Source organism: Tabrizicola caldifontis, assembly GCF_004762095.1.
In the GTDB taxonomy this organism is placed as follows: domain Bacteria; phylum Pseudomonadota; class Alphaproteobacteria; order Rhodobacterales; family Rhodobacteraceae; genus Tabrizicola; species Tabrizicola caldifontis.
Genome location: NZ_SIJH01000005.1, coordinates 1 through 24,678 on the forward strand (window position 1 = coordinate 1; position 24,678 = coordinate 24,678).

The window sequence follows — 24,678 nt, forward strand, 5'->3', positions numbered from 1 at the left end:
AGCCGCAGCGACCCGCAAAAAGAAGGAAGACAGCCATGCCTTGACCCCAGCCTGAGCCGAAATCCATAATCAGAGGTGGCTCACTTCTCGATGGAAAACCCGGCTCAGTTCTGGGTGGAAATCAACAGCTCTGCTTGTATCAACTTGATACGAGCGACCGTATGGACCGCGCCGCCGCCATGTGGGCAGCCCATGACCCCGCATGGTTCGTCAACTTCCGCCATCTGCACCCCAAGGTCCGCACGGTGCGCGGCCTTCACGCCAAGTGGAAGGAAGCCCAGAAGCCCCAGCCTGAGGCACCCAAGGTGGGTAACCGAGGAGGAGGGCTTCCCCTCCCCGGTGCGTCGCAAGTTGCTGCTCACGACCTCAGGCGTTGCGGCTCAACTTGATGTAGCCAAGGCTGACCGCCTGCTTGAAGGTCATCTGGCCGAGGCCCTGTGCCGTGAGGTCGAGAAGGACGCCCCCTCCACCCATCCGGCTGAACTTGATGCCTGCCTCATGGAGGGCATCCTCCACGGATACCGGGTCTACCTTGTCGGCTGACATTGCGAACTCTTCCGCCAAGCCCTCAAAGCCCTTTGTCGAGTTGCTCATCATCAGGTCGCGGGTGCTCTCCACAAATCGCTGATGCATCTTCGGGTCGCTGTAGAGGAAGTTGGAGAAGGCGTCCGGGTCATAGACCCCGAGAGGTGCCAGGCGTTGCAGCACTGCCCCCGCCACTCCGTCCCGTGCGGTCTCCACGGCTTCCGCCATCAGATCATCGGGGACCCCTGCCTGCATTGCCAGCCGGTTCACGATCTTTGCATCAACTTCACCCCCGTTGCGGAGGAGGGAGTCGAGTGCGGCAATACGGGTATCGGCGCTGGTGCTTTGGATGATGGTGGACAGGGCCTCCTCGGTCTCCGGGGAAGTCGTGAAGCCACTCTCAAGGGCCTCCTCTGCGGTGCCCCCGGATGCCAATTCCAGCACACCCTTGGGGCCTTCCTTGGGGGCTGCCCCTGCCTGTCCTGTCGCGGTGGGGGAGAAGCCACCCCCTGCATCCTGCGAGAGGAAGCCAAGCTGAATGGCCATAGCTACGGTCATGCGGTGTCCGTGGGCTTGGATGGTGTCCGAGGGGCGCACCTCTCGGCCCACCACTGCGGACCCTGTTGGGGACTTGGCGGTGGACATGATGTCCCCTTGAACCTCGAAGCCGGTGTCAGCCTGAAAGGTCTCTGAGGTCGGCGCACTGGTGGCGGTGGTGCCTGCGCTGGTCATGGTGACCTCTGCGCCGTGGTCGTCGGTGTAGGTGCCGGTGTAAGAGTTGTATTCGCCCATGATGGGTGTGTTCCTTGTTTGGTGGGTTCGTGATGAAGGGGAGCGGGCGGGTCAGCAGGTCTGCATGACCACCCGAACGCCGACCTTGCCGGTGTTATGGTGGACCGTGACGCGGAGTTCATTTAGCGCCCCGATGTGCCGGGTCTCGGAGTAGACAAACGTCCCCACCTCTATCCAATGCAGGGAGGGGTGAGACCGGCCTTCGATGATAACCACAGCCCCATCCGAGATGGTGACCGTGACGGGGACCCCTTGGCCGGGTGTGACCAGTCCCCTCGGGATGCCCGATATGGGTCCCGTGAAGGTGGCTTCGGTGGTGCCTTGGGGGACCAGATCAGGGGTGAACCGTGCGGTGGGCCAGCGGTCCAGTTCGGGGGACATTGTGGAGGAGTGAACGCGCCTCTCATAGGGTGATCGCCGGGGGGCCATGGTCAAGCCCTCACTGCCGGTGGGAGGTGGTCGAGGGTGGCTGAGAGCATCCGCGAGGCCATCGAATAGGCCAAGTCGTCAGCCTCACAGGCCCCGAGGATGCTTGCCCGACCATGAGCATTGAAGATGCGGAAGTCATCGAAGGCGTCTGCCATCGCTCTCACATCCTGATAGAGGCGGCGGTGGCGAACTGGGTTCCCCCGTGAGTCATGCCAGTCCAGCCCCGGCCAGTATTCACTGGCCAGCCCCATCCCTGAGACAAGGCGTTGGGTGTCGGAGAAGACGGTGACCCTCTCAGTGTGCAGGGAGACCATGCGTTTGATGAGGCGAAAGGCTCCTGCCAAGGCGATGAGGGCTTCACGCTCCTCCGTGGACCGGGTGCTGCCATGAGATAGGCTGTGCTTGGAGACCACTTCACCATCGACGACATGGTGGACCACAGCACCATGACCGCAAGCGCCGGGACCTGACGGGGAGACATTGTAGGCCGAGACGAAGATGATGACATTCGTTCCGCTTTCAGCCCGAGAGACTGCACGGGAGAGGAGCTTCCGTTCACTGAGGGTGGGCTTCGGGGGTTTTGCGGGCATGGTTGTGGGTTGGACGGTATCCATAATGATGTTCCTTCGGTGATGGGAGGGGTGACGGGGTGCCAGCAGAGGCGCTGGGAGGCCCGTGGGGGTGCGTAGATGTGGGGCCTAAGGTAAGTGTAACTGCCGTTAGACCAGCCCTGTGAGGGCATCTCTGAGGGCTTCCTTGAGGGGTTCCCCGGTGACCCGCTGTGGCAGCGACGTGGCGCGATCATTGATGTCCCGCGACCATGTGCCTGAGGGCTTACGACCGGCAGCCTCAAGGGCCTTCTTGCGCCTCCGCATGACGGAGATGGTCTGAGGCGTGACCCCTCCTACACTGGCCAGACTGGCTATCGTGAAAATTGGACCATGCATCTCGGGGGTGGACTGGTGCAGGCAGACAAGACGCCAAGCGGCATCCTTCCGTTGCTCTGGGGTCCACCCTTGATGGGCTGACCCAAAGAGGGAGTTGAGGGTCTCGGTCATGGCGGCGGCGGTGTTGGAGTTCCGCCCGTAGTGCTTGGAGGGTGGAGCGTCGTTCATCATCATCCACGGAACCCCCGGCTGGTGAGGATGGGCAAAGCCTCGATCAGGGCAGCCGCGAGGACCTCTGAGGTGGACACTTCCCGTTTGCCGTCGTGCTGGGCCGCATAGCGTTCCTGGAGGGCCTCAATGGCCGCGATGATCTCCGGGCGGACTCTCACGGTGCGCCACTGTGCGGCCCTTCCTGTGGACTCTACGGGGCATCCTCGAAGCAACTCGGGGAGGTAAACCGCAAGGGTGCGTCTGAGGGTGCCCATGAACTGCAACTCGCGGCGGGTCTTGTCCTTGTCGCGGCGAGCGAAGGCGGTGGCGGTCTTGATGTTTGAGAGGGAGAGGGTCTGGCGGGTGGTCATGGTGAGAAGGTTCCTTGGATGTGTGACGCACAGAAAAAAACACCCCCGAGGAGGTGTCCCCGAGGGTGTGCGTGAAGGTGGGTTGGAGGTGTGACCGAGGGTGGACTAACTGATAACTTCAGGCCCTGTCTGAGAAGGACGGGTGATTTGCATCAAAGGTGTGGGTTCATCGGTGGAGGAGATGAGATGTGGTCATCATCATCATCATCATCAGGGGCAGATGGTCGAGTGTGTCTGGAGGAGGAGGAGGAGGAGTCATACCCTCTCATCCCATGCTCATGGTCATCCTGAGGCTAGGCACCTCATGACCATCCTGAAGCTCACTCACTGTCGTGGTCCAGCTTCAGTATACCTCAATCCATCTCAGGGCTAAGGTGTGGGTTAATTGCCCGCGCCCATAAGTCATTGATATTGCTTACCCCGGTTTCAGCCCGCTTTCAGCCTCTCCAGCGTCCTCATGACCTGCGAAGCCGACCACTGCCCGCCCCGTGGCGTGGTGACCCCTGAGGCGTTCAGCGCCCCTGCAATCTCCCTCAGGGACTTCCCGGCAGCCTTCAGGGGCAGTAACAGGGCAGCCACCTTCTGAGCGCTGGCATCGGCCCCAGCCTGAATAGCCTCGTTCCGTGCCTCGGTCTTGGGGCGAAGGCCCCCCAGCTTGACCCCACGCGCCTTGGCCTCTGCCAGTGCTGCCTTGGTCCTGAGGGAGATGAAGTCCCGCTCTTGCTCTGCCAACATGGCGTAGAGGTGCAACTCAATCTTGGAGGCCATGGGGATCGAGGCCACCCTGAAGGTCACCTTCGGGTCTTCCATCAAGGTGGCGATGAAGGACAGCTTGCGGGACAGGCGGTCCAGCTTGGCGACAAGGAGGGTGGCCCCGGTCTTCCGGCAGAGGTCTAGAGCCTTGGTCAACTCGGGTCTGGCATCATCGGTCCCCGAGAGAATGTCGGTGAACTCCCCGATGACCTCAAAGGGCACCTCTGCATAGGTGGTCAGGAAGAGGTCAAGGTCACGTTGCTGGGCAGCAAGCCCAAGGCCTGACTCCCCTTGCTCCTTGGTCGAGACGCGGCGGTAGAGGATGAACTGTTGCATGGCCTGACTCACTGGTTCCGAGGTGTGTTTCGCCCTTGTGAGTCAGGCCGTTGCAAATGTCAACGTTCCTTGTGATTGCAACACTAGCTTTGTGAGGCCCAAGAGACGGACACCCCCGGCAGATCAAGGGTGCCTCCGCTGATCGGGTCGCGGGTGATGCCATAGCGGGCAGCCGGTGCGGTCTCGCGTTGAGCGAAGACCTCCCATCGACCAAGGCGGATGGACAGGAAGGAACGGGAAGCGGTGAAGCTGATGGTGATGTGTAGGCTCCTTTAGGTGGACCGAGGGTGTTCCCCCGGTGCCCCTTCATGAGTCCCGCATGAAAACCTGTCAACCCATTGTTTTATTTAACTTAAAGGAATATTCCGCAGGTGGATGGAAGGTGAAACCTGTGGCCCTACCGGGGGGTCTGCGCGGTCTACATAGTGTATCTCTCTCTGACGAAAATGCGTGGTAAACCATAGTGACCCCCTGACAATCAGTGAGCCGTGTGGTTCAACCTCCCAAGGCATTGAATGTAGGCCCTAATGTTCTTCACCAAGGCGGGGCGAATTGCCGCGTGGATTGCAACCGTAGTAGCACTCATGTCCATCGCCCTGGGCTATGCAATCGGATGGGGTGGGACCGACTCCGTTCTGGCAGAGGCCTTCCGCATCGACTCTCCCCAGAAAGCCGTCGCTCAAAGCAAGCTGTCCCTGAGCCAAGGCTATGCCCTCCTGTTCTGCGGCCTCGTCTTGGGCATCCTGTCAGAGATTAGCGAGTCCATTGCAGGTCGCACGGATTGACCGCTTGCCTCGACGGCACACTTTCCCTACACCTCAGGCACACGCGACACTATCCAGCCGGAAGCAAAGCACTCAGGAAGCTATTGAGAAATAACAGAAAAGGCCAATGGCTCTAGGGTTCGATTTCCAAGCCCGGAGACCGCCGCCCGCTCCAGACCCTTCCCCCGAAGACTGGCGCGACCCATTCTGGATCTGTCGACTCTGGATCTGGAGACGGACCAGCCATCGCCCAGGCGACTTATAAGTGGCGGCACGCCTGGGCGCGGCGGTTTGATGACAAGGTAACGACGCCGAACGAGGAACGGCGCTGTCAGAGGTTTTCCGCCTGCGGGAAGCCCAGCGCGTGATAGCCGCCATCGACATGGACGATCTCGCCCGTCGTGCAGGCGCCGTAGTCGGAACAAAGCCAGACCGCCGTGCCGCCGATCGCCTCCAGCGTCGCATTGGCGCGCAGGGGGGCGTTTTCCTCGGTATGCCGGAAGGTCGCCCGGGCGCCGCCGATCGCCGATCCCGCCAGCGTCTTCATTGGCCCGGGAGAGATCGCATTGACGCGAATCTTCTGCGGCCCCAGATCGTTGGCCAGGTAACGGGTGGCCGATTCCAGTGCGGCCTTGGCCACGCCCATCACGTTGTAGTTCGGCGAAACGCGGTTCGATCCCTGGAAGGTCAGCGTCACCAGGCTACCGCCGTTCGGCATCAGCGGTTCGGCCCGGCGGGCAATGTCAATGAACGAAAAGCACGAAATGTTCAGCGAGTTCAGGAAGTTGCCCTTGGTCGTATTGATGAAGCGACCCGTCAGTTCCGTCTTGTCGGAATAGGCGATGGCGTGGATGACGAAATCCAGGCTTCCCCAGCGGCGCCCAAGTTCGGCGAAGCAGGCGTCAAGGCTGGCCTCGTTCGTCACGTCGACATCCAGAAGAAGATCCGACCCCACCGAGGCCGCCAACGGCTGCACTCGCTTGCCAAATGCTTCGCCCTGATAGCTGAAAGCCAGTTCCGCGCCTTCCGCATGCATTGCCGAGGCTATGCCCCAGGCGATCGACCGGTCGTTCGCCACGCCCATGACAAGCCCGCGCTTGCCCTTCATGAGGTCTGCCATGATGCGTTACCCCAGATATTTCGACATGACGAGGGTGGCGTTGGTGCCGCCAAAACCGAAGCTGTTCGACAGGACGGAATCGATCTCTACATTGTCGCGCATCGTGGTCACGATCTCGCCCTCGTCCAGGTCGGGGTCCAGCGTTTCGACATTGGCTGAGGCGGCGATGAAATTCCCGTTCATCATGATCAGCGAGAAGATCGCCTCCCACACGCCAGCTCCACCCAGGCAGTGACCTGTCAGGGATTTGGTCGAGGCGATGGGCGGCGTCTTTCCCCGGCCGAAGACGCGGCGGATCGCTTCGACCTCGATAACGTCGCCGACGGGGGTCGAGGTGCCATGGCTGTTGATGTAGTCGATCCTGCGACCTTCGGGCAGCGTGGACAGCGCCAGTCGCATGGCCCGCTCGCCCCCCTCGCCCGAGGGGGCGACCATGTCGTGCCCATCCGATGTGGCGCCATAGCCGGTGACTTCGCCATAGATCTTCGCGCCGCGGGCCAAGGCGTGCTCCAGTTCCTCCAGAACGACGATGCCGCCGCCGCCGGCGATGACAAAGCCGTCGCGGTTGGCATCATAGGTGCGCGAGGCGCGTTCCGGCGTGTCGTTGTATTTCGACGACATCGCCCCCATCGCGTCGAACAGGCAGGAGAGCGTCCAGTCCAGTTCCTCGCCGCCGCCGGCAAAGACGATGTCCTGCTTGCCCATCTGGATCAGTTCCGTTCCGTTGCCGATGCAGTGGGCGCTGGTCGAGCAGGCCGAGGTGATCGAATAGTTCACGCCCTTGATCTTGAACGGCGTCGCAAGGCAGGCCGACACGGTCGAGGACATGCCCTTGGTCACGCCGAAGGGGCCGATCCGCTTCGGGCTGCCGGATTCGCGGACGATGTTGTGTGCCTTGAAGAAGGATTTGGTCGAAGGGCCGCCCGAGCCGACGATGATGCCCGTGCGTTCGTTCGAGATGTCCTGGGGCGACAGACCCGAATCCTGCACCGCCTGCTGCATGGCGATGAAGGTGTAGGCCGCGCCGTCCCCCATGAAGCGCAGGTCGCGCTTGTCGATGTGTTCTTCCAGCACGATGTTCGGCGCGCCATGGACCCGGCAGCGGAAGCCGTGTTCGGCATAGTCGGGGGCAAAGACGATGCCGGACCTGCCGGCGCGCAGGCTGGCCTCGACCTCGGCAGCGGAATTGCCGATTGAAGAGACGATCCCGATCCCGGTGATGACGACGCGGCGCATTTGGCCTCCCTTGGTAAGCTTCCGCCTGTTTACGGGAGAGGGAGGAGGGGGGCAAGGAGGTTGCGGCCGGATCCGCCCATCCGCACTTGCGGGCAGCTGCGCGGTGCTGTTCGGCAAGGCAGCAGGTTGCTTCGGGCGACCGTCACGCCTCGCTGAGTGCGACCTTCATGTCCTTGACGAGGTAAATCGTTTCCCCATCAGCTTCTACGCGCCCGTCGGCCACGCCCATGGTCAGCCGACGGGTCTGCAATGCCTTGGTGAAATCGACATGATAGGTTAGCCGCTTGCGGTCGGGGCGCACCATGCCGGTCAGCTTGACCTCACCCACCCCCAGCGCATAGCCGCGCCCCTGCCAGCCCCGCCATCCCAGGTTGAAGCCCGTCAGTTGCCATAGCGCATCAAGCCCAAGGCAACCCGGCATGATCGGGTTGCCGGGGAAATGGCATTCGAAGAACCACAGGTCCGGGGTGATGTCGAATTCGGCCACGACATGGCCCTTGCCGTGCAGGCCCCCGTCCTCCGAGATGTCGGTGATCCGGTCCATCATCAGCATCGGCGGGGCGGGAAGCTGGGCGTTGCCGGGGCCGAATAGCTCACCCCGCGAACAGGCCAGAAGTGCTTCCTTGTCGAAGTAGGTCGGATACGACGCCATACCTTGTGGTCCCCCGGGTCAGTTCCCCCTCCCTAGCATCCGGTGCGGAAGGGTGGCAAGTCTGGCGCCCATGCGCCGGAAGGGGTGGAAATGTCGCAGCCCCGGCTTCCTCCTCAGCCGAAGGCGGCCCGGGCCCCGGGGGATGGATGCCGCCGGGACTGCCGTTTCGCACTGCTGCGGGGCGCAATCATGCAAACCGTTTTCTGCGTGTTTGCAGCCTTGTGACCGCAGGGGCCGCGGATTTCCGTTGAAGTTCCGGGGGCCGCCGCCCTATATGCAGTGACATGTAACATCCGCAGGACAGTCGCGTGAACAGCACGGACCATCTGGCAGATTGGCTGAAGGCGGGGGGGCTGCGCCCCACGCGCCAGCGGCTTGCCTTGGCCGAACTGCTGATCGGTGATGGCGAGAACCGGCATGTCACTGCCGAAAGCCTGTATGCCTTGTCCCGCCAATCGGGTGAGAAGGTAAGTCTTGCCACCGTGTACAACACGCTTCGTGCCTTCTGCGATGCCGGGCTGATCAACGAGGTCGTGGTCGATGGGGCGAAAAGCTATTTCGACACCCGCACCGACGACCATCCGCATTTCTATTGGGAAGACAGCAACATGCTGACGGACGCCCCGGCGGAAGAGCTGGAGATTGCCGCTCTTCCCAAGGTGCCGGAAGGAATGGAAGTGGCGCGGGTCGATGTCGTGATCCGCCTGCGCAAGGCCTGACCCGCAACGAGAAAAGGGCGGAGTTTACCCGCCCGCACCGTTGACTGCCACCAGATGGCACGGCCACCTTCTATCACATATGGCATAAGTCGTTGCCCTGCGCCACCTGTCACGTTTCCGTGATGCCAGGATGACGCTGCGTCGCGATTGAGAGGTCAGAACCACTGGCCGGGTTCCATCAGGCCAAGGTCCATGAGCTGCTGGCTGTGCCACTCGAACGGCACCGAGTTGCGCCAGCGGAACGTCTGGATCGCATCGCGCGAGCCGGGGTTCGCGCGCAGAGCCTTGGCCGCGCGGAAGGAACAGACTGCCGCTGTCAGGTTGTGGTGCCAGGGGCAGGAATAGGTGTTCATTTCCTCATCGTTCAGGGTGAAGTCTGGCGAAAGGCGCAGACCGGCCCTTGCCCGGAACAGCGAGATGCGGTCGATCCTGCGCCGGGTCCGGGGGACATGTTCCTCGAACCGCCAGCGCAGGCCGCCAAAGAAATCCATCTGGCGTTCCTTCGGCTGCCAGTTCCGCGCCGGATCCTTCCGTGCAAGCGCATAGTAGCCCGACTTGTCCAGCCACGCATCCCCAAGCGAGACCGCATCCGGCTGAGCAGTCAGATCGCCGGCATAAAGATCGATGACATAGGTCAGCATCGCCTCGCGCCGTTCCTCGGCATGGAAGGCCAGCATCTCGCCGATGCGGCGCGTTTCGCAGAAGGGGAAGAACAGATATTCCGTGTTGTAGCAGTAATGGACCCAGGCGCCGGCCACGCGGTCCATCATCGCGTTCACGGCATTGGGCAGGGCGGCCTCGGCAAAGACGTCGTGCGTAACGATATGGATGCGCTCGTCGTGATCAGGCGGCAACCCGATGCCCTCGGGCGCCAGAAGAATGACGTTGCGGAAACCGCATTTCAGCTGGTGGGCAATGGTGCTGGCGATTTCGACCTCGTCCTCGGCCATGACGATCGACAGGGGGCCTTTCGCCATCTGGGAGGCCTTGGAATCAAGCAGGGCGGCAAGCGTTGGATAGCGCATCTGGGTCAGGGTCCGGGGGCGGACGGCAGACTCGGCTATCCTTGGCAGGGATGCAAGGGTGGTCGGTTGCGGGGCAGGGCGGTTTCGGGGTAGAAGCCGCAGGTTCCCGGAGACCCGCCCATGACCGACGTGAAGAAGCTTTTCGTCAAGACCTACGGCTGCCAGATGAACGTCTATGACAGCGAGCGCATGGCGGAAGCCCTGGCTGCGCAGGGCTATGTCACGACCGATGTGGTGGAGGAGGCAGACTTGGTCCTGCTGAACACCTGCCACATCCGCGAAAAGGCGTCCGAGAAGCTGTATTCCGACCTTGGCCGCCTGCGCGCGCTGAAGGCAGACAAACCGGAGATGAAGATCGGCGTCGCCGGCTGTGTCGCCCAGGCAGAGGGCGAAGAGATCCTGCGCCGTGCCCCCATGGTCGATCTGGTCGTCGGTCCGCAGGCATATCACCGCCTGCCTGCCATGGTCGAGGCCCGGGGCCGGGTGGTGGACACCGAATTTCCGGTCGAGGACAAGTTCGCCCATCTGCCCGAACGCCGTGCGCTGCGTGGCCCAACGGCCTTCCTGACCGTGCAGGAAGGCTGCGACAAGTTCTGCGCCTTCTGCGTCGTCCCCTACACCCGCGGGGCCGAGGTCAGCCGGCCGGTCGCGCGCCTTCTGGACGAGGCGCGCAAGCTGGTCGCACAGGGCGTGCGCGAGATCACGTTGCTGGGCCAGAACGTCAACGCCTATCACGGCGAGGGGCCGGGGGGGGCGTGGGGTCTTGGCCGACTGCTGCGCGAGATGGCCCGGATCGAGGGTCTGGATCGGCTACGCTACACCACCAGCCACCCGAACGACATGCACGACGACCTGATCGCGGCTCATGGCGACCTGCCGCAGCTGATGCCCTATCTGCATCTGCCGGTGCAGTCAGGCAGCGACCGGATCCTGAAGGCGATGAACCGCAAGCACACGGCCGAAGCCTATCTGCGGCTGGTCGAACGCATCCGCGCCGCGCGGCCGGACATCCTGCTGAGTTCCGACTTCATCGTGGGTTTCCCCGGTGAAACGGACGCCGACTTCCGGGCCACGCTGGATCTGATCCGGGCAGTGGGCTTTGGCGCGGCCTTCAGCTTCAAGTATTCCGCCCGGCCAGGCACTCCTGCTGCGGAAAAGACCCCGGTCCCGGCCGAGGTGGCGGATGCGCGCCTGCAGGAGCTGCAGGCGCTGATTACCGCACAACAGCGTACCGTTCAGCAGGCGATGGTGGGACGCGAGGTCGCGGTGCTGTATGAAAAGCCCGGCCGCAAGCCCGGGCAGATGGTGGGAAAGTCCGATCATCTGCATGCGGTGCATGTCAGCGACCCCGAGGGCCGGATCGGCGACATGGTGCGGGCGCGGGTTTCGGTTTCGGCGCCCAACTCCTTGGCGGCGGATCTGATTTCCCGGATCGCTTGAAGAAATCCGACTGGTGCGCGCGTGGAACAGGTCGCAAGGTCTTTTCCATGGGCGCAACAGATTCCGGTTCTCAAGCGGACGGATCCTGCCGTAAGAGAATCGCTGTCGGCTGCCATGCGCGCATCGGATAGACGACCCGAAGGGGTCAGTAACGAGGAGTGGGGGAAGTTATGGATCGGAGTGGCAGGCTTTGCCGGGCGCTTCCGGTGATGCTGGCGGGCATGTGCCTGCTGGCGGCGCCGATGGCGACCGCGCAGGAGGGGGCGGTCTCGGGCCGGATCGAATGGGGTCTGTGGGTTGACCCGGACGGCTGCCAGCACTGGTGGGCCGATGGCGGAACCGAAGGCTACATGGTGCCCCGGCGCGATCCCAAGACGGGCAAGCCCGTCTGCCTGAAGCAGGTCAGCTGCCTGACCGAAAGCGTCGATACCTATTTCGCCACCGCCAGTTCCACGCTGACCGCCGCCGGCCGGCAGAAGCTGGAGACCTTCTTCCGCCAGACCCCGGCCTTTTCCTACACGATCGCGGGCCACACCGACAGCCGCGGCTCCGACGCCTACAACCAGGGCCTGTCCGAGGCCCGCGCCGCGGCGGTGGCGGCGGTGGCGCAGTCGGTCGGTGCGGTGGTGGACAGCGTGACGGGCTATGGCGAGACGCGCCCGGCGGCCTCGAACGCGACGGCCAAGGGCATGGCGAAGAACCGCCGTGTCGAAGTCTTCTGCAAGAAGGGCTGATGATCATGACGCTTGCAGGAAAACGGGACTTCGCACGGACCGCCCCCCTGGCGCGGGCGGGACTGATGCTGGCGCTGGGCACTTTGCTGTCCGGCTGCGGCGGGCTGTTCGAGGGGATCCAGGGCACGAGACCCTATTCGGGACCGGACTCGGTGATCGCCACCGCGCAGGATTACGGCCGTGACGATTCGAAGCTGGTCGATGGCGAAGCCGCGATCGCCTATGATCCCGACGGCTGCCAGGTCTGGATCATCGACGACGGGCTCGAGGGCTATTCCTCGCCCCGCTTCGACCCGAAGACCGGGCTGCCGGTCTGCGACGGCAAGTATCCGCCGGGCACGGTGATCGGCGTCTACGAGACGCGCGACGCCGGCATCCGCGACCGGGTCCCGGGCACGGCCGCGAGCCATTCCAGGCCCTGAGACGACCGGGTTCTGGCCCTTCCACGGCAGGCCCCGCCCCTGGCGGGGCCTTCTCCTTGGGCTTTCATGCGCCGACTGTCATCAATTCGGCATGATTTCCTACAACACTTTGTGTCGGCATCGGGTTTCGCTTGCCAGATGCCGTGTCCGGCTGCACACTTTCCCTGTGGCCCTGCAACAAGGAGACCCCTTTGGGCATCAGCGCGCTGACCCCCCCGTCCGCCGAGGATATCGTCGAGACCGTCCTCGAATTTCCCGACAACCGCTTGCTGATCGATCTCTGCGGCGAATTCGACCGCAACCTCGCGCAGATCGAACACCAGATGGGGGTGCACATCCTGCGACGCGGCAACCGCCTGGCGGTGATCGGCGAAAAGGGCGCCAGAGAGCAGGCCGCAGCAGTGCTTCGGTCGCTTTATGCCCGCCTCGAAGCGGGGCGCGGGGTGGCCGCAGGGGATATCGACGGCGCAATGCGGATGGGCCGCCCTGTGGGCGAGGCGCTGACCGGCGCGGAGCAGGGCGAGCTGTTCACCACCGGCATGGAGCTGCGGACACGCAAGAAGCCGATCGAACCCCGGACCGAGGCGCAGAAGGCCTATGTGGCCAACCTCTTCCAGAACGAGCTGGGCTTCGGCATCGGCCCGGCGGGAACCGGCAAGACCTATCTGGCGGTGGCGGTGGGCGTGACGATGTTCATCTCGGGCGCTGTGGAGAAGATCATCCTGTCCCGCCCCGCGGTCGAGGCGGGCGAACGGCTCGGCTTCCTGCCCGGCGACATGAAGGAGAAGGTCGATCCCTACATGCAGCCGCTTTATGACGCGCTGAACGACTTCCTGCCGGCCAAGCAGGTGGAAAAGCTGATGCAGGAAAAGCGGATCGAGATCGCGCCCCTGGCCTTCATGCGCGGCCGGACGCTCTCGAACGCCTTCGTCGTGCTGGATGAGGCGCAGAACGCCACCGGCATGCAGATGAAGATGTTCCTGACCCGCCTGGGCGAAGGCAGCCGGATGGTCATCACCGGCGATCGCACCCAGATCGACCTGCCGCGCGGTATGCCTTCGGGCCTGGCCGAGGCAGAACGCATCCTGAAGGGGGTGAAGGGCGTCAGCTTCAACTACTTCACCGCGAAGGACGTGGTTCGCCACCCGCTGGTCGCCAGGATCATCGAGGCCTACGAAACCGACGAAAGCGCCGGGTGAGTGGTGGTTTCACGGCGGTGCGCCGGCGCTCAGAACCCCTCTCTCGTCGTCGCGCCTCGGTGCTCCTCCTCGGTGGCAAAGGGGCGCTGCCCCTCGCGCTCCCCGGGATGTTTTCCCAGAGAGGAAGCCCCCCTTCCTCTCTGCACAAATATCCCACGGGGGTGCGGGGGTGTGAAACCCCCGCCACACGAGCCGCTGGGCCGGAACAGCCAGAGGCGAGATGAAAGGATTGCGCCCCTTCGCGCGCGCGATTTCATTTGCAGCGATCCAGATGCCGCGCTAGGGGGCAGGGATGGATCTGGTCGAGACACTGATCGAGGACGCGCGCTGGAACGGGCTTGGCCTTGCCGAGCTGGCGGAACGTGCAGCGGGGGCGGTTCTGGCCGATCTCGGACTGCCGGCCGAAGGGTTCCAGATCAGCCTGTTGGGATGCGACGATGCGCGGATCGCAGTCCTGAACGCCGATTTCCGCGGCAAGCCGCAGCCGACCAATGTGCTCAGCTGGCCATCCGACGAACGCGCGGCCGAGGTTGTCGGCGAGGCGCCGGATCTGCCGTACCCCGGACCGGCCGATGACCCCGAAAGCCTGGGTGACATTGCGATTGCCTGGGAAACCTGTGCGCGTGAGGCCGAGGAGCAGGGCAAGCCCATGGTTGATCATGTGACGCATCTGATCGTGCATGGTGTGCTGCATCTACTGGGCTACGATCACGTCGAGCCTGAAGATGCCGATCTGATGGAGGCGCTTGAGGTGCGGATACTTGCCAGCCTCGGGGTTCCTGACCCATATTATGTGGGCGACCAGGGATTGGCGCTTTCTGGACAAAGGACCGATGGGCAGTAGCACCGACGGGTCTGGTGCAGCGCAGGGTGCGCAGAGCGAGACCGACGAACCCGCCTCCGACCGCAGCCAGCGGGGCTTTTTCGGCAGGCTGCTTTCCGCATTCAGCCCCGCTTCCGAAACACCTGCCGATGACGGTGCATCCGGCACCGCACCTGCACCGCAGGGCCTGCATGTCCTGCGGCGGATGCGGGTGGACGACGTGGCCGTGCCCAAGGCCGAGATCGTGGCGGTCCCGCTGGACATCGGCAAGGAAGAACTGGTTGAGGTCTTTCGCGAGCACGGCTTTTCCCGCGTGCCCGTCTACAAGGGCACGCTCGACCATCCGCAGGGGCTGGTGCTCTTGAAGGATTTCGCCTTGCAGCATGGCTTTGGCGCCTCGGGCCGGTTCAGTCTGAAGCGGCTGCTGCGTCCGATCCTTTACGCCCCGCCCTCGATGCCGACGGGTGTGCTGCTGCAGAAGATGCAGAAGGAGCGTGTGCACATGGCGCTGGTCATCGACGAATACGGTGGAGTCGATGGGCTGGTAACGATCGAGGATCTGATCGAGACCGTTATAGGCGAGATCGAGGACGAACACGACGAAGAGGAAGGCGCCTTGTGGAAAGAGGAAAAGCCCGGCGTGTTTCTTGCCCAGTCCACCGCCCCGCTGGAGGAGATCGAGGCCGCCATCGGCCTGCCTTTGCGCACCGGCGAGGAGGATGAGGAGATCGATACCCTGGGTGGGCTGGTGTATGTGCGCATCGGCAGGGTGCCCGCGCGCGGCGAGGTGGTCGAACACGAATCGGGCGTGCAGTTCGAGGTGGTCGATGCCGATCCCCGACGGATCAAGCGGCTGCGCCTTCGGCTACCCCAGGCCAAGCAGGCGGGCGCTGCCTGAATGATCGTCCTCTCGACCTGGTCCCACGGGCGCCGGCTGGTGCTGGCCTTTGTGCTGGGCGCGTTAGGCGCGCTGGGGCAGGCACCATGGGGCCTTTGGCCGCTGACCGTGGCGACACTGGCCGGGGTGATCTGGTTGATTGCACAGGAAAGGCGGGTCTGGGCGGCGTTCCGGCTGGGGCTTGCTGCAGGCACCGGTCAGTTCGCGCTGGCGCTGTCCTGGATCGTGGAACCCTTCCTGATCGACGTGGCCACCCACGGCTGGATGGCGCCCTTCGCGGTGCTGTTCCTGTCGGTGGGGCTGGGCCTGTTCTGGGGCGCCTCGGCGGCGCTTGCAGTCATGACCCGTGTACCGGCCGTGGGCTTCGTCGCTGCCTTCGCCACGCTTGAATGGCATCGCGGCGTGATCCTGACCGGCTTTCCATGGGCGATGCTGGGCCACAGCTTCATCGGCACGCCGGCCGATCAGGTGGCTGCGTTACTCGGCCCTTCGGGCCTCAGCCTGATGATGCTGCTGGCAGCCGCGCTTCCGGTAGCGTGGCGCTGGCGCGGGGCTGCCGGGTCGGGAGTGATCCTGGCGGCTGCCTTCGGCTTCGGGCTCTGGCGGCTGGGCCAGCCCCTGCCCGAGCCGCGCGAGGGGGTGGTGCGCCTGGTCCAGCCGAATGCCGAACAATCGCTGAAGTGGGATCAGGCTCTGGCCGACATGCACCTCGACCGGCTTCTGGACCTGACGGCGCAGGGCGGTGCTGCCGACCTGACGCTCTGGCCGGAAACGGCAGTGCCGTTCATGCTGGAATATGCGCCGGTGGTGGCCGAGATGGTCACTGCGGCCTCGGGTGGTCGCCCGGTCGTTGTCGGCATCCAGCGCGAGGGCGAGGGGCGGTTCTACAACAGCCTGCGTGTGCTGCAGGACGAAGGGGCAGAGATCGCGCGTTACGACAAGGCGCATCTGGTGCCCTTCGGCGAATACATGCCGCTGGGTGATCTGGCCTATGACTGGTTCGGGCTGACAGCCTTTGCCGCGCAGGTGGGCAATTACTATTCCGCGGGGCCGGGTCCACGGGTGCTGGATCTTGGCCGCTTTGGCAAGGTGCTGCCGCTGATCTGCTACGAGGCGATCTTCCCACGCTTCGTCGCCACCGCGCCAGAGCGGGCCGACTGGATGCTGCAGGCCACGAACGATGCCTGGTTCGGCATCCGGACCGGCCCGTTCCAGCATTTTGACCAGGCCCGGCTGCGTGCGGTGGAACAGGGGTTGCCGCTGCTGCGGGTGGCCAATACCGGGGTGACGGCGGTGGTGGACGCTCGGGGACGCGTCGTCGAGGCCCTGCCCTTCGGCACCCTTGGCAAGCTGGATGCACGCATCCCGGGTGCCTTGCCGCCCACGCCCTACGCCCGTTGGGGGGATCTGCCCTTCTTCCTGTTGCTGGTGGGCCTCGTCCCGCTGGCCTTTCCGCGCCCATTGACGCCCATTCGGCTGCCGTCTAGTCAGATGCAACTTGAACCGCCACAACGGCTTCCTGGCGTGGCGGGGATTCATCCAACGGAGCACTTCCCCATGAGCCGCCTTGATTACGTCTTCACTTCCGAGTCCGTCTCGGAGGGTCACCCCGACAAGGTCTGCGATCGCATCTCGGATGCGGTTCTTGACGCCTTTCTCAGGGAAGAGCCGAACGCCCGCGTCGCCTGCGAGACCTTCGCCACGACGAACCGGGTGGTCGTAGGCGGCGAGGTGGGGCTGTCGTCGAAAGAGGCGACCCATGCCATGATGGGCCGCATCGACGGCATCGTGCGCGAATGCGTGCGCGACATCGGCTATGAACAGAAGAAATTCCACTGGGAAAAGATCAAGGTTCACAACTACATACATGAGCAGTCCGCCCACATCGCGCAGGGGGTGGACCGCGATGGCGCGGGCGACCAGGGCATCATGTTCGGCTACGCCACGCTTGAGACGCCCGAGTTCATGCCGGCGCCGATCCAGTATGCCCACGCGATCCTGCGCCGGCTGGCCGAGGCCCGCAAATCGGGCGCGGAACCTACGCTGGGGCCCGATGCCAAAAGCCAGCTGACGCTGCGCTACGCTGGCGGCAAGCCGGTCGAGGTGACCTCGATCGTGCTGTCCACCCAGCATGTGTCGAAGCGCCAGACCTCGAAGGTGATCCGCAGGATCGTCGAGCCCTACATCCGCGAGGTTCTGCCCGAGGGCTGGATCACGAAGAAGACCGAATGGCACGTGAACCCCACGGGAACCTTCGTGATCGGCGGGCCGGACGGGGATGCGGGGCTGACGGGCCGCAAGATCATCGTCGATACCTATGGCGGGGCGGCCCCGCATGGCGGCGGCGCGTTCAGCGGCAAGGATCCGACCAAGGTGGACCGCTCGGCCGCCTATGCCGCGCGCTATCTGGCGAAGAACGTGGTGGCGGCGGGCCTGGCCGAACGTTGCACCCTGCAGCTCAGCTATGCCATCGGCGTGGCCAAACCCCTGTCGATCTACGTCGATACCCATGGCACCGGCGTGGTGCCCGAGGCGGTGATCGAGGCAGCGGTGGCAAAGGTCATGGATCTGACCCCGCGCGGAATCCGCACGCATCTGGATCTAAACAAGCCCATCTACCAGCGCACGGCAGCCTACGGCCATTTTGGCCGCGCGCCCGATGCCGACGGCGGGTTCAGCTGGGAAAGGACCGATCTGGTCGAGGCGCTGAAGAAGGCGGTATAGCCGAGAGCCGATCAGTCGTCGCCGCCACGCGCTTGTTCCGGGTGGCCATGACGGGAAGATGACGTCGAACAAGGCGGCTCTGCCTTGACCCTTGGCGTCGGCTCTGCTTGAAGGCCCCGGATCACTTTCGGGGCCTTTCCGATGACCGACGCGGGCGAATACCGCAATTTCTATGGCCGCACCCGTGGCAAGACGCTGCGGGCGCAGCAAAAGGCCGATCTGGAAACCGGCCTTGCCGCGTGGTCGCTGAAAGGTGTGACGCGGCAGGAAAATCCCGGTCGCGCCAAGCTTGACCTGGCCTTCACCGGCGGTCGGCCGTTGTGGCTTGAGGTGGGTTTTGGCGGCGGCGAGCATCTGGTACACATGGCCGCCCGCAACCCCGGCGTCTTCCTGATTGGCTGCGAGCCATTCGTGAACGGCATCGCCATGCTTCTGGGCAAGCTGCGCGACGGCAGGCTGGACAATGTTGCGATCCATCCCGGCGACGTGCGCGATCTGTTCGACGTGCTGCCGGACGGCTGCCTGTCAAAGGTGTTTCTGAACTACCCTGACCCCTGGCCCAAGGCGCGCCACCACCGCCGGCGCTTCGTCACGCCGGGCTACCTCTTGCCTCTGGCCCGCGCCTGCGCCCCGGGCGCCGAGTTCCGGGTTGCAACCGACATCCCCGACTATGTCCGCCAGACGCTGGAGGAGGTGCCGCCTGCCGGGTTCGATCTTGTGGCAGAGGCCGGGCCCGGCGGGGCCTGGGACGACTGGATTTCCACCCGCTATGAGCAGAAGGCGCTTCGCGAGGGGCGCGCGCCGCACTATCTGACTTTCCGCCGCCACGGGTGAACCGGCTCAGGCCCGGCCCGAGGCGCCCAGGTTGCGCAGGATTGCCCGGGCGGCCTCGACCAGGGGGGCTTCGGTGTCCCGCAGGATCTCGATCCGGTCAAAGCGGGAAGGGTCGCGGTCCAGCGCGGCGCGCAGCGCATGGCCAAAAACCTGGCGCAGCTCGGTGCCGATGTTGAACTTGGCAATGCGCGAGCTGGCCGCAAGCGTCTGGCGCTGGTCCCACGGCACCCCGGAGCCGCCATGGATCACCAGCGGCACATCGGTAACCGCCTCGATCGCCCTGATCCGCGCAAGGTCCAGCCCCGGCCCCGCCTGCCGTTGCAGATGCACGTTCCCGACCGAGATCGCCATGGCATCCACCCCGGTTGCGCTGGCAAAGCGGGCGGCTTCGGCCGGGTCGGTTCCGTCCGAGGCCGCGCCTTCGGCATAGCCGACAAAGCCGATCTCGCCCTCGCACGACGCCCCGGCCGCATGGGCCATGCGCACGACCTCGGCGGTCAGGCGCATGTTCTGGTCCAGCGGCAGGCGCGAGCCGTCGAACATGACCGAGGTGAACCCGGCCAGAAGGCCCGCGCGGCACTCGTCAAGGCTTCCGCCATGGTCCAGATGTGCCACAACCGGGACCGAGACGCTCTCGGCCAGTGCCCGGAACATCGCGCCCCAGACCGCGACCGGCATGTGGGCCCTGGCTCCGGGGCCGGCCTGAAGGATCACCGGCGCGCGTTCGGCCTCTGCCGCCAGGGCATAGGCCCGCGCATCCTCCCAACCCAGGCAGACGAAGCCCGGCACGGCATGGCCCTTCGCCAGGGCCGGACCCAGCACATCGGCCAGTGTTGCGCGGGTCATTTGAACTTGGCCACCATGTCCATGATCCCCGGGATCGTCTGCAGCTGTGCGGCGTGTGTCGGCTGGAAGAACTGCTTCAGGCTGCGCTGCGAAAGGCCGCCGAGGATGGTGAAATAATACATCTCGTATCCCGGCAGCACGCAGCAGGGATGATAGCCCCGGTCGATCTTGACCGTCGAGCCATCGACGATATGGTACGCGTCGCCCGGTTCGTTATCCACCCGCTGCAGCATCTGGAGCCCCGAGCCGTAGTCCGGCCGGAAGCGGAAGTTGTAGCATTCGTCGTGCCGGGTCTCGATCAGCCTGCCGTCCGCATCGCGGCGGTCGGTGTCGTGCTTGTGGCTGGGAAAGCCGGACCAGCCGCCCGCGCCGACGGTGAACAGCTCGCTGACCAGAAGCCGCCCCACCCGGTCGTGGTATTTCGTGCCGAGGATGTGCTTGATCTTGCGGTGCGTCTTGGTGTCGTCCGACCCGTATTGCACCACGTCCAGATCGGCTGCGCGTACGGCGAAAGGTTGCAACGTTTCGAAAAACTGCGCCCCGGCGATGAAGGTTTCGGTATCGGTCAGCGCGGTCACCCGCGCGCCGGTGTCGGTCGGGACATAGACCCCCTCCGGCTCGCCATCCCAGACGTCGGCGCCCCGGTTGCCGATGCCGGCGAAGGTCTGGCCCGCCGTTTCGACCGTCACCGTTCCGGTCGCCGGGACAACGCAGGTTTCGTAGCCCGCGACGCGATAGTCGAAGGTTTCGCCGGTACGCAGCCGGATGCGGTTGAAATAGACCAGCGGCACCTGCGGGTCGTTCACATCGACGATGGGGTGGTTGGCGTTGTCGAAGGGGGCGATGTGCATGGCGGTCCTTTCACAAGGTCGGGCCGGGATGGGTGGCAAGAAAGGCGTCAAGCTCGGTCCGGGTCGGCATGGCGGGGGCGCAACCGACGCGGGCCACCACCATAGCTGCGGCGGCCGAGCCGCGCAGGACGGCCTCGCCGACCGGGCGCCCTTCTGCCAGGGCTGCAACGAAGGCGCCAAGGAAACTGTCCCCGGCGCCGGTGGGCTTCAGCGCCTGTGTCGGAAAGATGCCGGTGGCGAACTCGCCGTCGCGGGTGACGGTGACCGCGCCCTTCTCGCCGCGCTTGTAGACGACGATCTGCGCGCCGCTTGCGATCAGGCTGCGGGCCTTGTCGAGGCCCTTTTCGGCGTCTCCTGCCATGAAGCCGAATTCCACGTCATTGCCGACGATCACGTCGCACAAGGCGCCGGCGCGGGAATAGACCTCGGCCGCCATGGCGGCAGAGGGCCAGGAATAGGGCCGGTAGTCCACATCGAAGATCAGTGGCAGCCCTGCCGCGCGGGCAAGTTCAAAGGCACGGAAGGCTGCCGCCCGCGAGGGCTCGGCCGCCAGCACGGTGCCGGTGGTGATCAGGGCCGCGTATCGGGCGTAATCGGGACGCTCGATATCAGAAACAGTCATGGCGAAGTCGGCGGCATTGTTGCGGTAGATGACCGACTGGCAGTCCTCTAGCCGTGTCTCTACCACCGCGAGCGAATTTCGCGCCTCGCCCGCAACACTGCGGACATGGGTACGGTCGATCCCGTAGGCATCCAGCTGGTGCAGGCAGAACCGCCCCACCGCATCGTCCGAGACGCAGGTCACCAGCGATGCCCGGCACCCCTGCCGCACCAGGGCCGCCGCGATGTTGGCCGAAGACCCGCCAAGGGCGGCGGTGAAGCGGGTTGCCTCTTCCGTGCGGGTGCCGGGCGGGTCGGCGTAGAGGTCCATCCCCGCCCGGCCGATCACCAGGAAATTCCGGCCCGAAAGACGCGCAAGGTCTGCCATCAGATGCCCCGGCGCTGTCCTGCGCGCCCGGCCTCGACCTCGGCGTGTTTCGCACGCACGCCCGCATTTTCGGACACCTGGGCCGTGCCGATCTCCCACCAGGCATGGCCTTGTGTGGTCCAGCCTTCGTAGGGATCGACCTGCATCACGATGACATGGGTGCGCTCTGATGCCTTGGCGCGCTGGAAGGCCTCGGCCAGTTCCGCGGGGTTGGTCACGGTCTCGGCCACCGCGCCCATGGCGCGGGCGTGGGCCTCGAAATCCACCGCGAAAGGTTGCGAGACCGTAGGACAATCTCTGATCAGGTTGTTGAAGCTTTCCTGCCCCGTGTTGTTCTGCAGCTTGTTGATGACTGCGAATCCGCCGTTGTCCAGCACCAGAACGATCAGCTTCTTCCCGGTCAGGACCGAGGAATACAGGTCGGAATTCATGAGAAGATAGCTGCCATCGCCGACGAACACGATGGTGTCGCGGTCGGATTCCTGTTCGCTTTGTGCAATTCTGGCACCCCAGCCGCCGGCAATTTCATATCCCATGCAGGAAAATCCGAATTCCACATCCACCGTGCCGATCCCCAGCGTGCGCCAGTTCGCAGTCACCTCGGCCGGAAGCCCCCCGGCGGCCGTCACGATCCGGTCGCGGGGGTGGCAAAGCGCGTTCACCACGCCGATCGCCTGGGCATAGGAGTTCGGGCGGTTTCCGGGGCGGACGTTCTCGGCCACATAGGCATCCCAGGCATGGCGCTCATCCTGCGCCTTCTTCACCCAGCCGGGTGGCGCCCGGTAGCCTGACAGCGCCTGACCCAGCGCGAGGAGCCCCAGCCTTGCGTCCCCCACCACGGGCTGCGACAGGTGCTTTGCCGCGTCATGTCGCCCGGCGTTCAGGCCGATCAGGCGCGCATCCTTTGCAAAAACGGTCCAGGACCCCGTGGTGAAATCCTGCAACCGCGTGCCCACGGCCAGCACCACATCCGCCGCCCCAGCGATTGCATTGGCACTGTCCGATCCGGTGACGCCGATGGGGCCAATGTTCAGCGGATGGTCCGCCAGAAGATTCGCCCGCCCCGCGATGGTTTCCACCACCGGAATTGCGTGTGCCTCGGCGAAGGTTGTCAGTTCTGCCACTGCGCCGGAATACTGCACCCCGCCGCCTGCGACGATCACCGGCCTCTGCGCCCCGCGCAGCAGCGCCGCTGCATCCGCCACCTCGGCAGTGTCCGGCGACTGGCGGCGGATCCGATGCAGCCGCCTTGCAAAGAACGACACCGGATAATCGTAGGCCCACCCCTGGACATCCTGCGGCAGGCCCAGGAAGGCCGGGCCGCAATCAGCGGGGTCCAGCATCGTGGCAAGTGCTGCCGGCAGCGATTGCAGCACCTGCGCTGGATGGGTGATTCGGTCCCAGTAACGGCTTACCGCCCTGAAGGCGTCATTCACGCCAAGGGTCGGATTGCCGAAGTGTTCAAGCTGCTGCAACACCGGGTCGGGCAGGCGGGTCAGAAAGGTATCGCCGCACAGCATCAGCAGCGGCAACCGGTTGGCATGGGCCAGCGCGGCCGCTGTCAGCAGGTTCGCCGTTCCCGGACCCGCGCTTGCCGTGCAGAACATGAAGCGGCGGCGCAGGTGGTATTTGGCATAGGCCGCGGCGGCGAAGCCCATGCTCTGTTCGTTCTGGCCCCGGTAAAGGGGCAGCTCCTTGTGGACCGGATAAAGCGCCTCGCCAAGGCAGGGCACGTTGCCGTGGCCGAAGATGCCGAAGCCGCCGCCGCAGATGCGGAGCTCCTGCCCGTCTATCTCGATGAACTGGTTCATCAGCCAGCGGACGATGGCCTGGGCTACCGTCAGCCTGATCGTGTCACCCATAACTTGCCCTCCCGCAGCCGATCCGGCACCAATCCCGATGACGGGACTTGCGCGCCGTGCAACGGAACGATACAGCTTTTGCAACCGGTTGCAATACTGGTCTTGGGGGGGGGGGAACGATGGCGGAAATCGGAATCGGGCTGGTCGGCGGGGGTTACATGGGCAAGGCCCATGCCGTGGCGCTGTCGGCGGTGGGTGCGGTCTTCGACACCGCGCTGCGCCCACGGCTGGAGGTGATCGCGGCGACCAGCCTGGCCTCGGCAGAACGCTACGCAAAGGCCTATGGCTTCGCTCGCGCTGCCCGTGACTGGCAGGATCTGGTTGCCGATCCGAAAGTGCAGGCGGTGGTCATCGCCTCGCCTCAGTCCACGCACCGCGCGATTGCCGAGGCCGCCTTCGCCGCCGGCAAGCCGGTGTTCTGCGAAAAGCCTCTGGGCGCCTCGCTTGAAGATGCTCGGGCCATGGTCGCAGCGGCCGAGGCCAGCGGTCTGCCGAACATGATCGGCTTCAACTACGTCCGCACGCCTGCGACACAGTTCGTGCGCCGGCTGCTGGCCGAGGGCGCCATCGGTGACATCACCTGGTTCCGTGGCGAGCATACCGAGGATTTCCTGGCCGATCCCTCGCTTCCTGCCAACTGGCGCACGCGGGATCGGGCGAATGGTTGCATGGGCGACCTTGCCCCCCATCCGATCAACTGCATGCTGGCGCTCATGGGCCCCGTCGCCGAATTGTCGGCGCGGATCGAGACGGTGCACGCCACCCGTCCTGGCCCGGACGGACCCGAGGCCGTGACGAACGACGACCATGCCCAGATGATGCTGCGCTTTGCCAGCGGAGCTATGGGCCATCTTTACATCAGCCGCACGGCGACGGGGCGGAAGATGGGTTATGCCTATGAAATTCACGGCACGAAGGGCGCGATCCGCTTCGACCAGGAGGATCAGAACTCTGTCCATCTCTATCGCGCCGAAGGGCCCGAGGCCACGCGCGGCTTCACCCGCATCCTGACCGGCCCCGCACATCCCGACTTCCTCGCCTTCTGCCAGGGGCCCGGCCACGGCACAGGCTACCAGGACCAGATCATCATCGAGGCCCGCGATTTCCTGACCGCGATCCACACCGGTCAGCCCGTCTGGCCCACCTTCCGCGACGGGCTTGCCGTGTCCCAGATCGTCGAAACCGCCTTCCAGTCGTCGGACAGCGGGCGCTGGCTCGCCGTTCCCCCCACATGAGGA

At 64.7% G+C, this 24,678-nt stretch carries 23 protein-coding genes, 1 pseudogene and 1 riboswitch; of the genes and pseudogenes, 12 read left to right on the forward strand and 12 right to left on the reverse strand.

Annotated features, from left to right (window positions below; genetic code table 11):
• Positions 1–366: 366 nt before the first annotated feature.
• The 4 genes from EYB42_RS05100 to EYB42_RS05115 form a co-directional block, all read right to left on the reverse strand.
• Positions 367–1,317, reverse strand: coding sequence for a hypothetical protein (locus EYB42_RS05100; protein WP_135448792.1), 951 nt, complete (start codon positions 1,315–1,317; stop codon positions 367–369).
• A 431-nt stretch (positions 1,318–1,748) separates the two neighbouring features.
• Positions 1,749–2,360: a hypothetical protein gene (locus EYB42_RS05105; RefSeq protein ID WP_135448793.1), complete on the reverse strand. Its 612-nt coding sequence runs from the start codon at positions 2,358–2,360 to the stop codon at positions 1,749–1,751.
• 503 nt (positions 2,361–2,863) lie between these two features.
• Complete coding sequence (locus tag EYB42_RS05110) at positions 2,864–3,214, reverse strand: hypothetical protein (RefSeq protein ID WP_135448794.1); 351 nt, start codon at positions 3,212–3,214, stop codon at positions 2,864–2,866.
• Between the two features lie 426 nt (positions 3,215–3,640).
• Entirely contained in the window at positions 3,641–4,303 is a 663-nt protein-coding gene (locus EYB42_RS05115; RefSeq protein ID WP_135448795.1) for a recombinase family protein, read from the reverse strand.
• Between the two features lie 527 nt (positions 4,304–4,830).
• On the opposite strand from EYB42_RS05115, the gene EYB42_RS05120 reads away from it, so the two are divergent.
• On the forward strand, positions 4,831–5,088 hold the full coding sequence (locus EYB42_RS05120; protein WP_167850933.1) for a hypothetical protein: 258 nt from the start codon (positions 4,831–4,833) through the stop codon (positions 5,086–5,088).
• A gap of 310 nt (positions 5,089–5,398) precedes the next feature.
• Here the strand turns inward: EYB42_RS05120 and EYB42_RS05125 are convergent, their stop codons facing one another.
• The 3 genes from EYB42_RS05125 to fabA all read right to left on the reverse strand — a co-directional run bounded on the left by EYB42_RS05125 (position 5,399) and on the right by fabA (position 8,075).
• The gene (locus EYB42_RS05125; protein ID WP_135448797.1) at positions 5,399–6,187 is read right to left on the reverse strand and encodes an enoyl-ACP reductase FabI; all 789 of its coding nucleotides are present in this window, start codon (positions 6,185–6,187) and stop codon (positions 5,399–5,401) included.
• A 6-nt stretch (positions 6,188–6,193) separates the two neighbouring features.
• The gene (gene fabB / locus EYB42_RS05130; RefSeq protein WP_135448798.1) at positions 6,194–7,423 is read right to left on the reverse strand and encodes a beta-ketoacyl-ACP synthase I; all 1,230 of its coding nucleotides are present in this window, start codon (positions 7,421–7,423) and stop codon (positions 6,194–6,196) included.
• 142 nt (positions 7,424–7,565) lie between these two features.
• Positions 7,566–8,075 carry a bifunctional 3-hydroxydecanoyl-ACP dehydratase/trans-2-decenoyl-ACP isomerase gene (gene fabA / locus EYB42_RS05135; RefSeq protein WP_135448799.1) on the reverse strand — a complete coding sequence of 170 codons (510 nt, stop codon included), beginning with the start codon at positions 8,073–8,075 and terminating at the stop codon, positions 7,566–7,568.
• Between the two features lie 308 nt (positions 8,076–8,383).
• On the opposite strand from fabA, the gene irrA reads away from it, so the two are divergent.
• Complete coding sequence (irrA, locus tag EYB42_RS05140; protein ID WP_135448800.1) at positions 8,384–8,794, forward strand: iron response transcriptional regulator IrrA; 411 nt, start codon at positions 8,384–8,386, stop codon at positions 8,792–8,794.
• Between the two features lie 155 nt (positions 8,795–8,949).
• Here the strand turns inward: irrA and EYB42_RS05145 are convergent, their stop codons facing one another.
• Entirely contained in the window at positions 8,950–9,819 is an 870-nt protein-coding gene (locus tag EYB42_RS05145) for a hypothetical protein (RefSeq protein ID WP_135448801.1), read from the reverse strand.
• Positions 9,820–9,939: 120 nt separating this feature from the next.
• Here EYB42_RS05145 and miaB point away from each other — a divergent pair, with 120 nt between their 5' ends.
• The 9 genes and pseudogenes from miaB (at position 9,940) to trmB (ending at position 18,893) form a co-directional block, all read left to right on the forward strand.
• Entirely contained in the window at positions 9,940–11,259 is a 1,320-nt protein-coding gene (gene miaB / locus EYB42_RS05150; protein WP_135448802.1) for a tRNA (N6-isopentenyl adenosine(37)-C2)-methylthiotransferase MiaB, read from the forward strand.
• Positions 11,260–11,429: 170 nt separating this feature from the next.
• On the forward strand, positions 11,430–11,993 hold the full coding sequence (locus EYB42_RS17700; protein WP_135448803.1) for an OmpA family protein: 564 nt from the start codon (positions 11,430–11,432) through the stop codon (positions 11,991–11,993).
• Positions 11,993–12,415: a hypothetical protein gene (locus EYB42_RS05160; protein WP_135448804.1), complete on the forward strand. Its 423-nt coding sequence runs from the start codon at positions 11,993–11,995 to the stop codon at positions 12,413–12,415. The genes EYB42_RS17700 and EYB42_RS05160 overlap by 1 nt, the downstream gene beginning before the upstream one ends.
• Before the next feature lie 191 nt (positions 12,416–12,606).
• Positions 12,607–13,614: a PhoH family protein gene (locus tag EYB42_RS05165; RefSeq protein WP_240783984.1), complete on the forward strand. Its 1,008-nt coding sequence runs from the start codon at positions 12,607–12,609 to the stop codon at positions 13,612–13,614.
• 292 nt (positions 13,615–13,906) lie between these two features.
• Positions 13,907–14,458 carry an rRNA maturation RNase YbeY gene (gene ybeY, locus EYB42_RS05170; protein ID WP_135448805.1) on the forward strand — a complete coding sequence of 184 codons (552 nt, stop codon included), beginning with the start codon at positions 13,907–13,909 and terminating at the stop codon, positions 14,456–14,458.
• Positions 14,448–15,335, forward strand: coding sequence for a transporter associated domain-containing protein (locus tag EYB42_RS05175; RefSeq protein WP_135448806.1), 888 nt, complete (start codon positions 14,448–14,450; stop codon positions 15,333–15,335). Before ybeY ends, EYB42_RS05175 begins: the two co-directional genes overlap by 11 nt.
• Positions 15,336–16,640 (forward strand): annotated as a pseudogene (lnt, locus tag EYB42_RS17280) (apolipoprotein N-acyltransferase); the annotation flags it as partial. It lies immediately after the preceding gene.
• 195 nt (positions 16,641–16,835) lie between these two features.
• A riboswitch (SAM-SAH riboswitch) is annotated at positions 16,836–16,885 on the forward strand.
• Positions 16,886–16,892: 7 nt separating this feature from the next.
• Complete coding sequence (metK, locus tag EYB42_RS17285; protein ID WP_136645100.1) at positions 16,893–18,059, forward strand: methionine adenosyltransferase; 1,167 nt, start codon at positions 16,893–16,895, stop codon at positions 18,057–18,059.
• A 141-nt stretch (positions 18,060–18,200) separates the two neighbouring features.
• Entirely contained in the window at positions 18,201–18,893 is a 693-nt protein-coding gene (trmB, locus tag EYB42_RS05185; RefSeq protein ID WP_135448808.1) for a tRNA (guanine(46)-N(7))-methyltransferase TrmB, read from the forward strand.
• 6 nt (positions 18,894–18,899) lie between these two features.
• Here trmB and EYB42_RS05190 read toward each other — a convergent pair whose 3' ends face one another.
• Genes EYB42_RS05190 through iolD form a run of 4 tightly spaced genes read right to left on the reverse strand, consistent with a single transcriptional unit; the run spans position 18,900 to position 23,440 of the window.
• On the reverse strand, positions 18,900–19,739 hold the full coding sequence (locus tag EYB42_RS05190) for a class II fructose-bisphosphate aldolase (RefSeq protein WP_135448809.1): 840 nt from the start codon (positions 19,737–19,739) through the stop codon (positions 18,900–18,902).
• Positions 19,736–20,590: a 5-deoxy-glucuronate isomerase gene (locus tag EYB42_RS05195; protein WP_135448810.1), complete on the reverse strand. Its 855-nt coding sequence runs from the start codon at positions 20,588–20,590 to the stop codon at positions 19,736–19,738. The genes EYB42_RS05190 and EYB42_RS05195 overlap by 4 nt, the downstream gene beginning before the upstream one ends.
• A gap of 10 nt (positions 20,591–20,600) precedes the next feature.
• Positions 20,601–21,578, reverse strand: coding sequence for a 5-dehydro-2-deoxygluconokinase (iolC, locus tag EYB42_RS05200; RefSeq protein ID WP_135448811.1), 978 nt, complete (start codon positions 21,576–21,578; stop codon positions 20,601–20,603).
• The gene (gene iolD, locus EYB42_RS05205) at positions 21,578–23,440 is read right to left on the reverse strand and encodes a 3D-(3,5/4)-trihydroxycyclohexane-1,2-dione acylhydrolase (decyclizing) (RefSeq protein WP_135448812.1); all 1,863 of its coding nucleotides are present in this window, start codon (positions 23,438–23,440) and stop codon (positions 21,578–21,580) included. Before iolD ends, iolC begins: the two co-directional genes overlap by 1 nt.
• Positions 23,441–23,559: 119 nt before the next feature.
• Here iolD and EYB42_RS05210 point away from each other — a divergent pair, with 119 nt between their 5' ends.
• Positions 23,560–24,675 (forward strand): Gfo/Idh/MocA family protein, encoded by a 1,116-nt coding sequence (locus tag EYB42_RS05210; protein WP_205909958.1) that lies wholly within the window; start codon positions 23,560–23,562, stop codon positions 24,673–24,675.
• Positions 24,676–24,678: the final 3 nt, after the last annotated feature.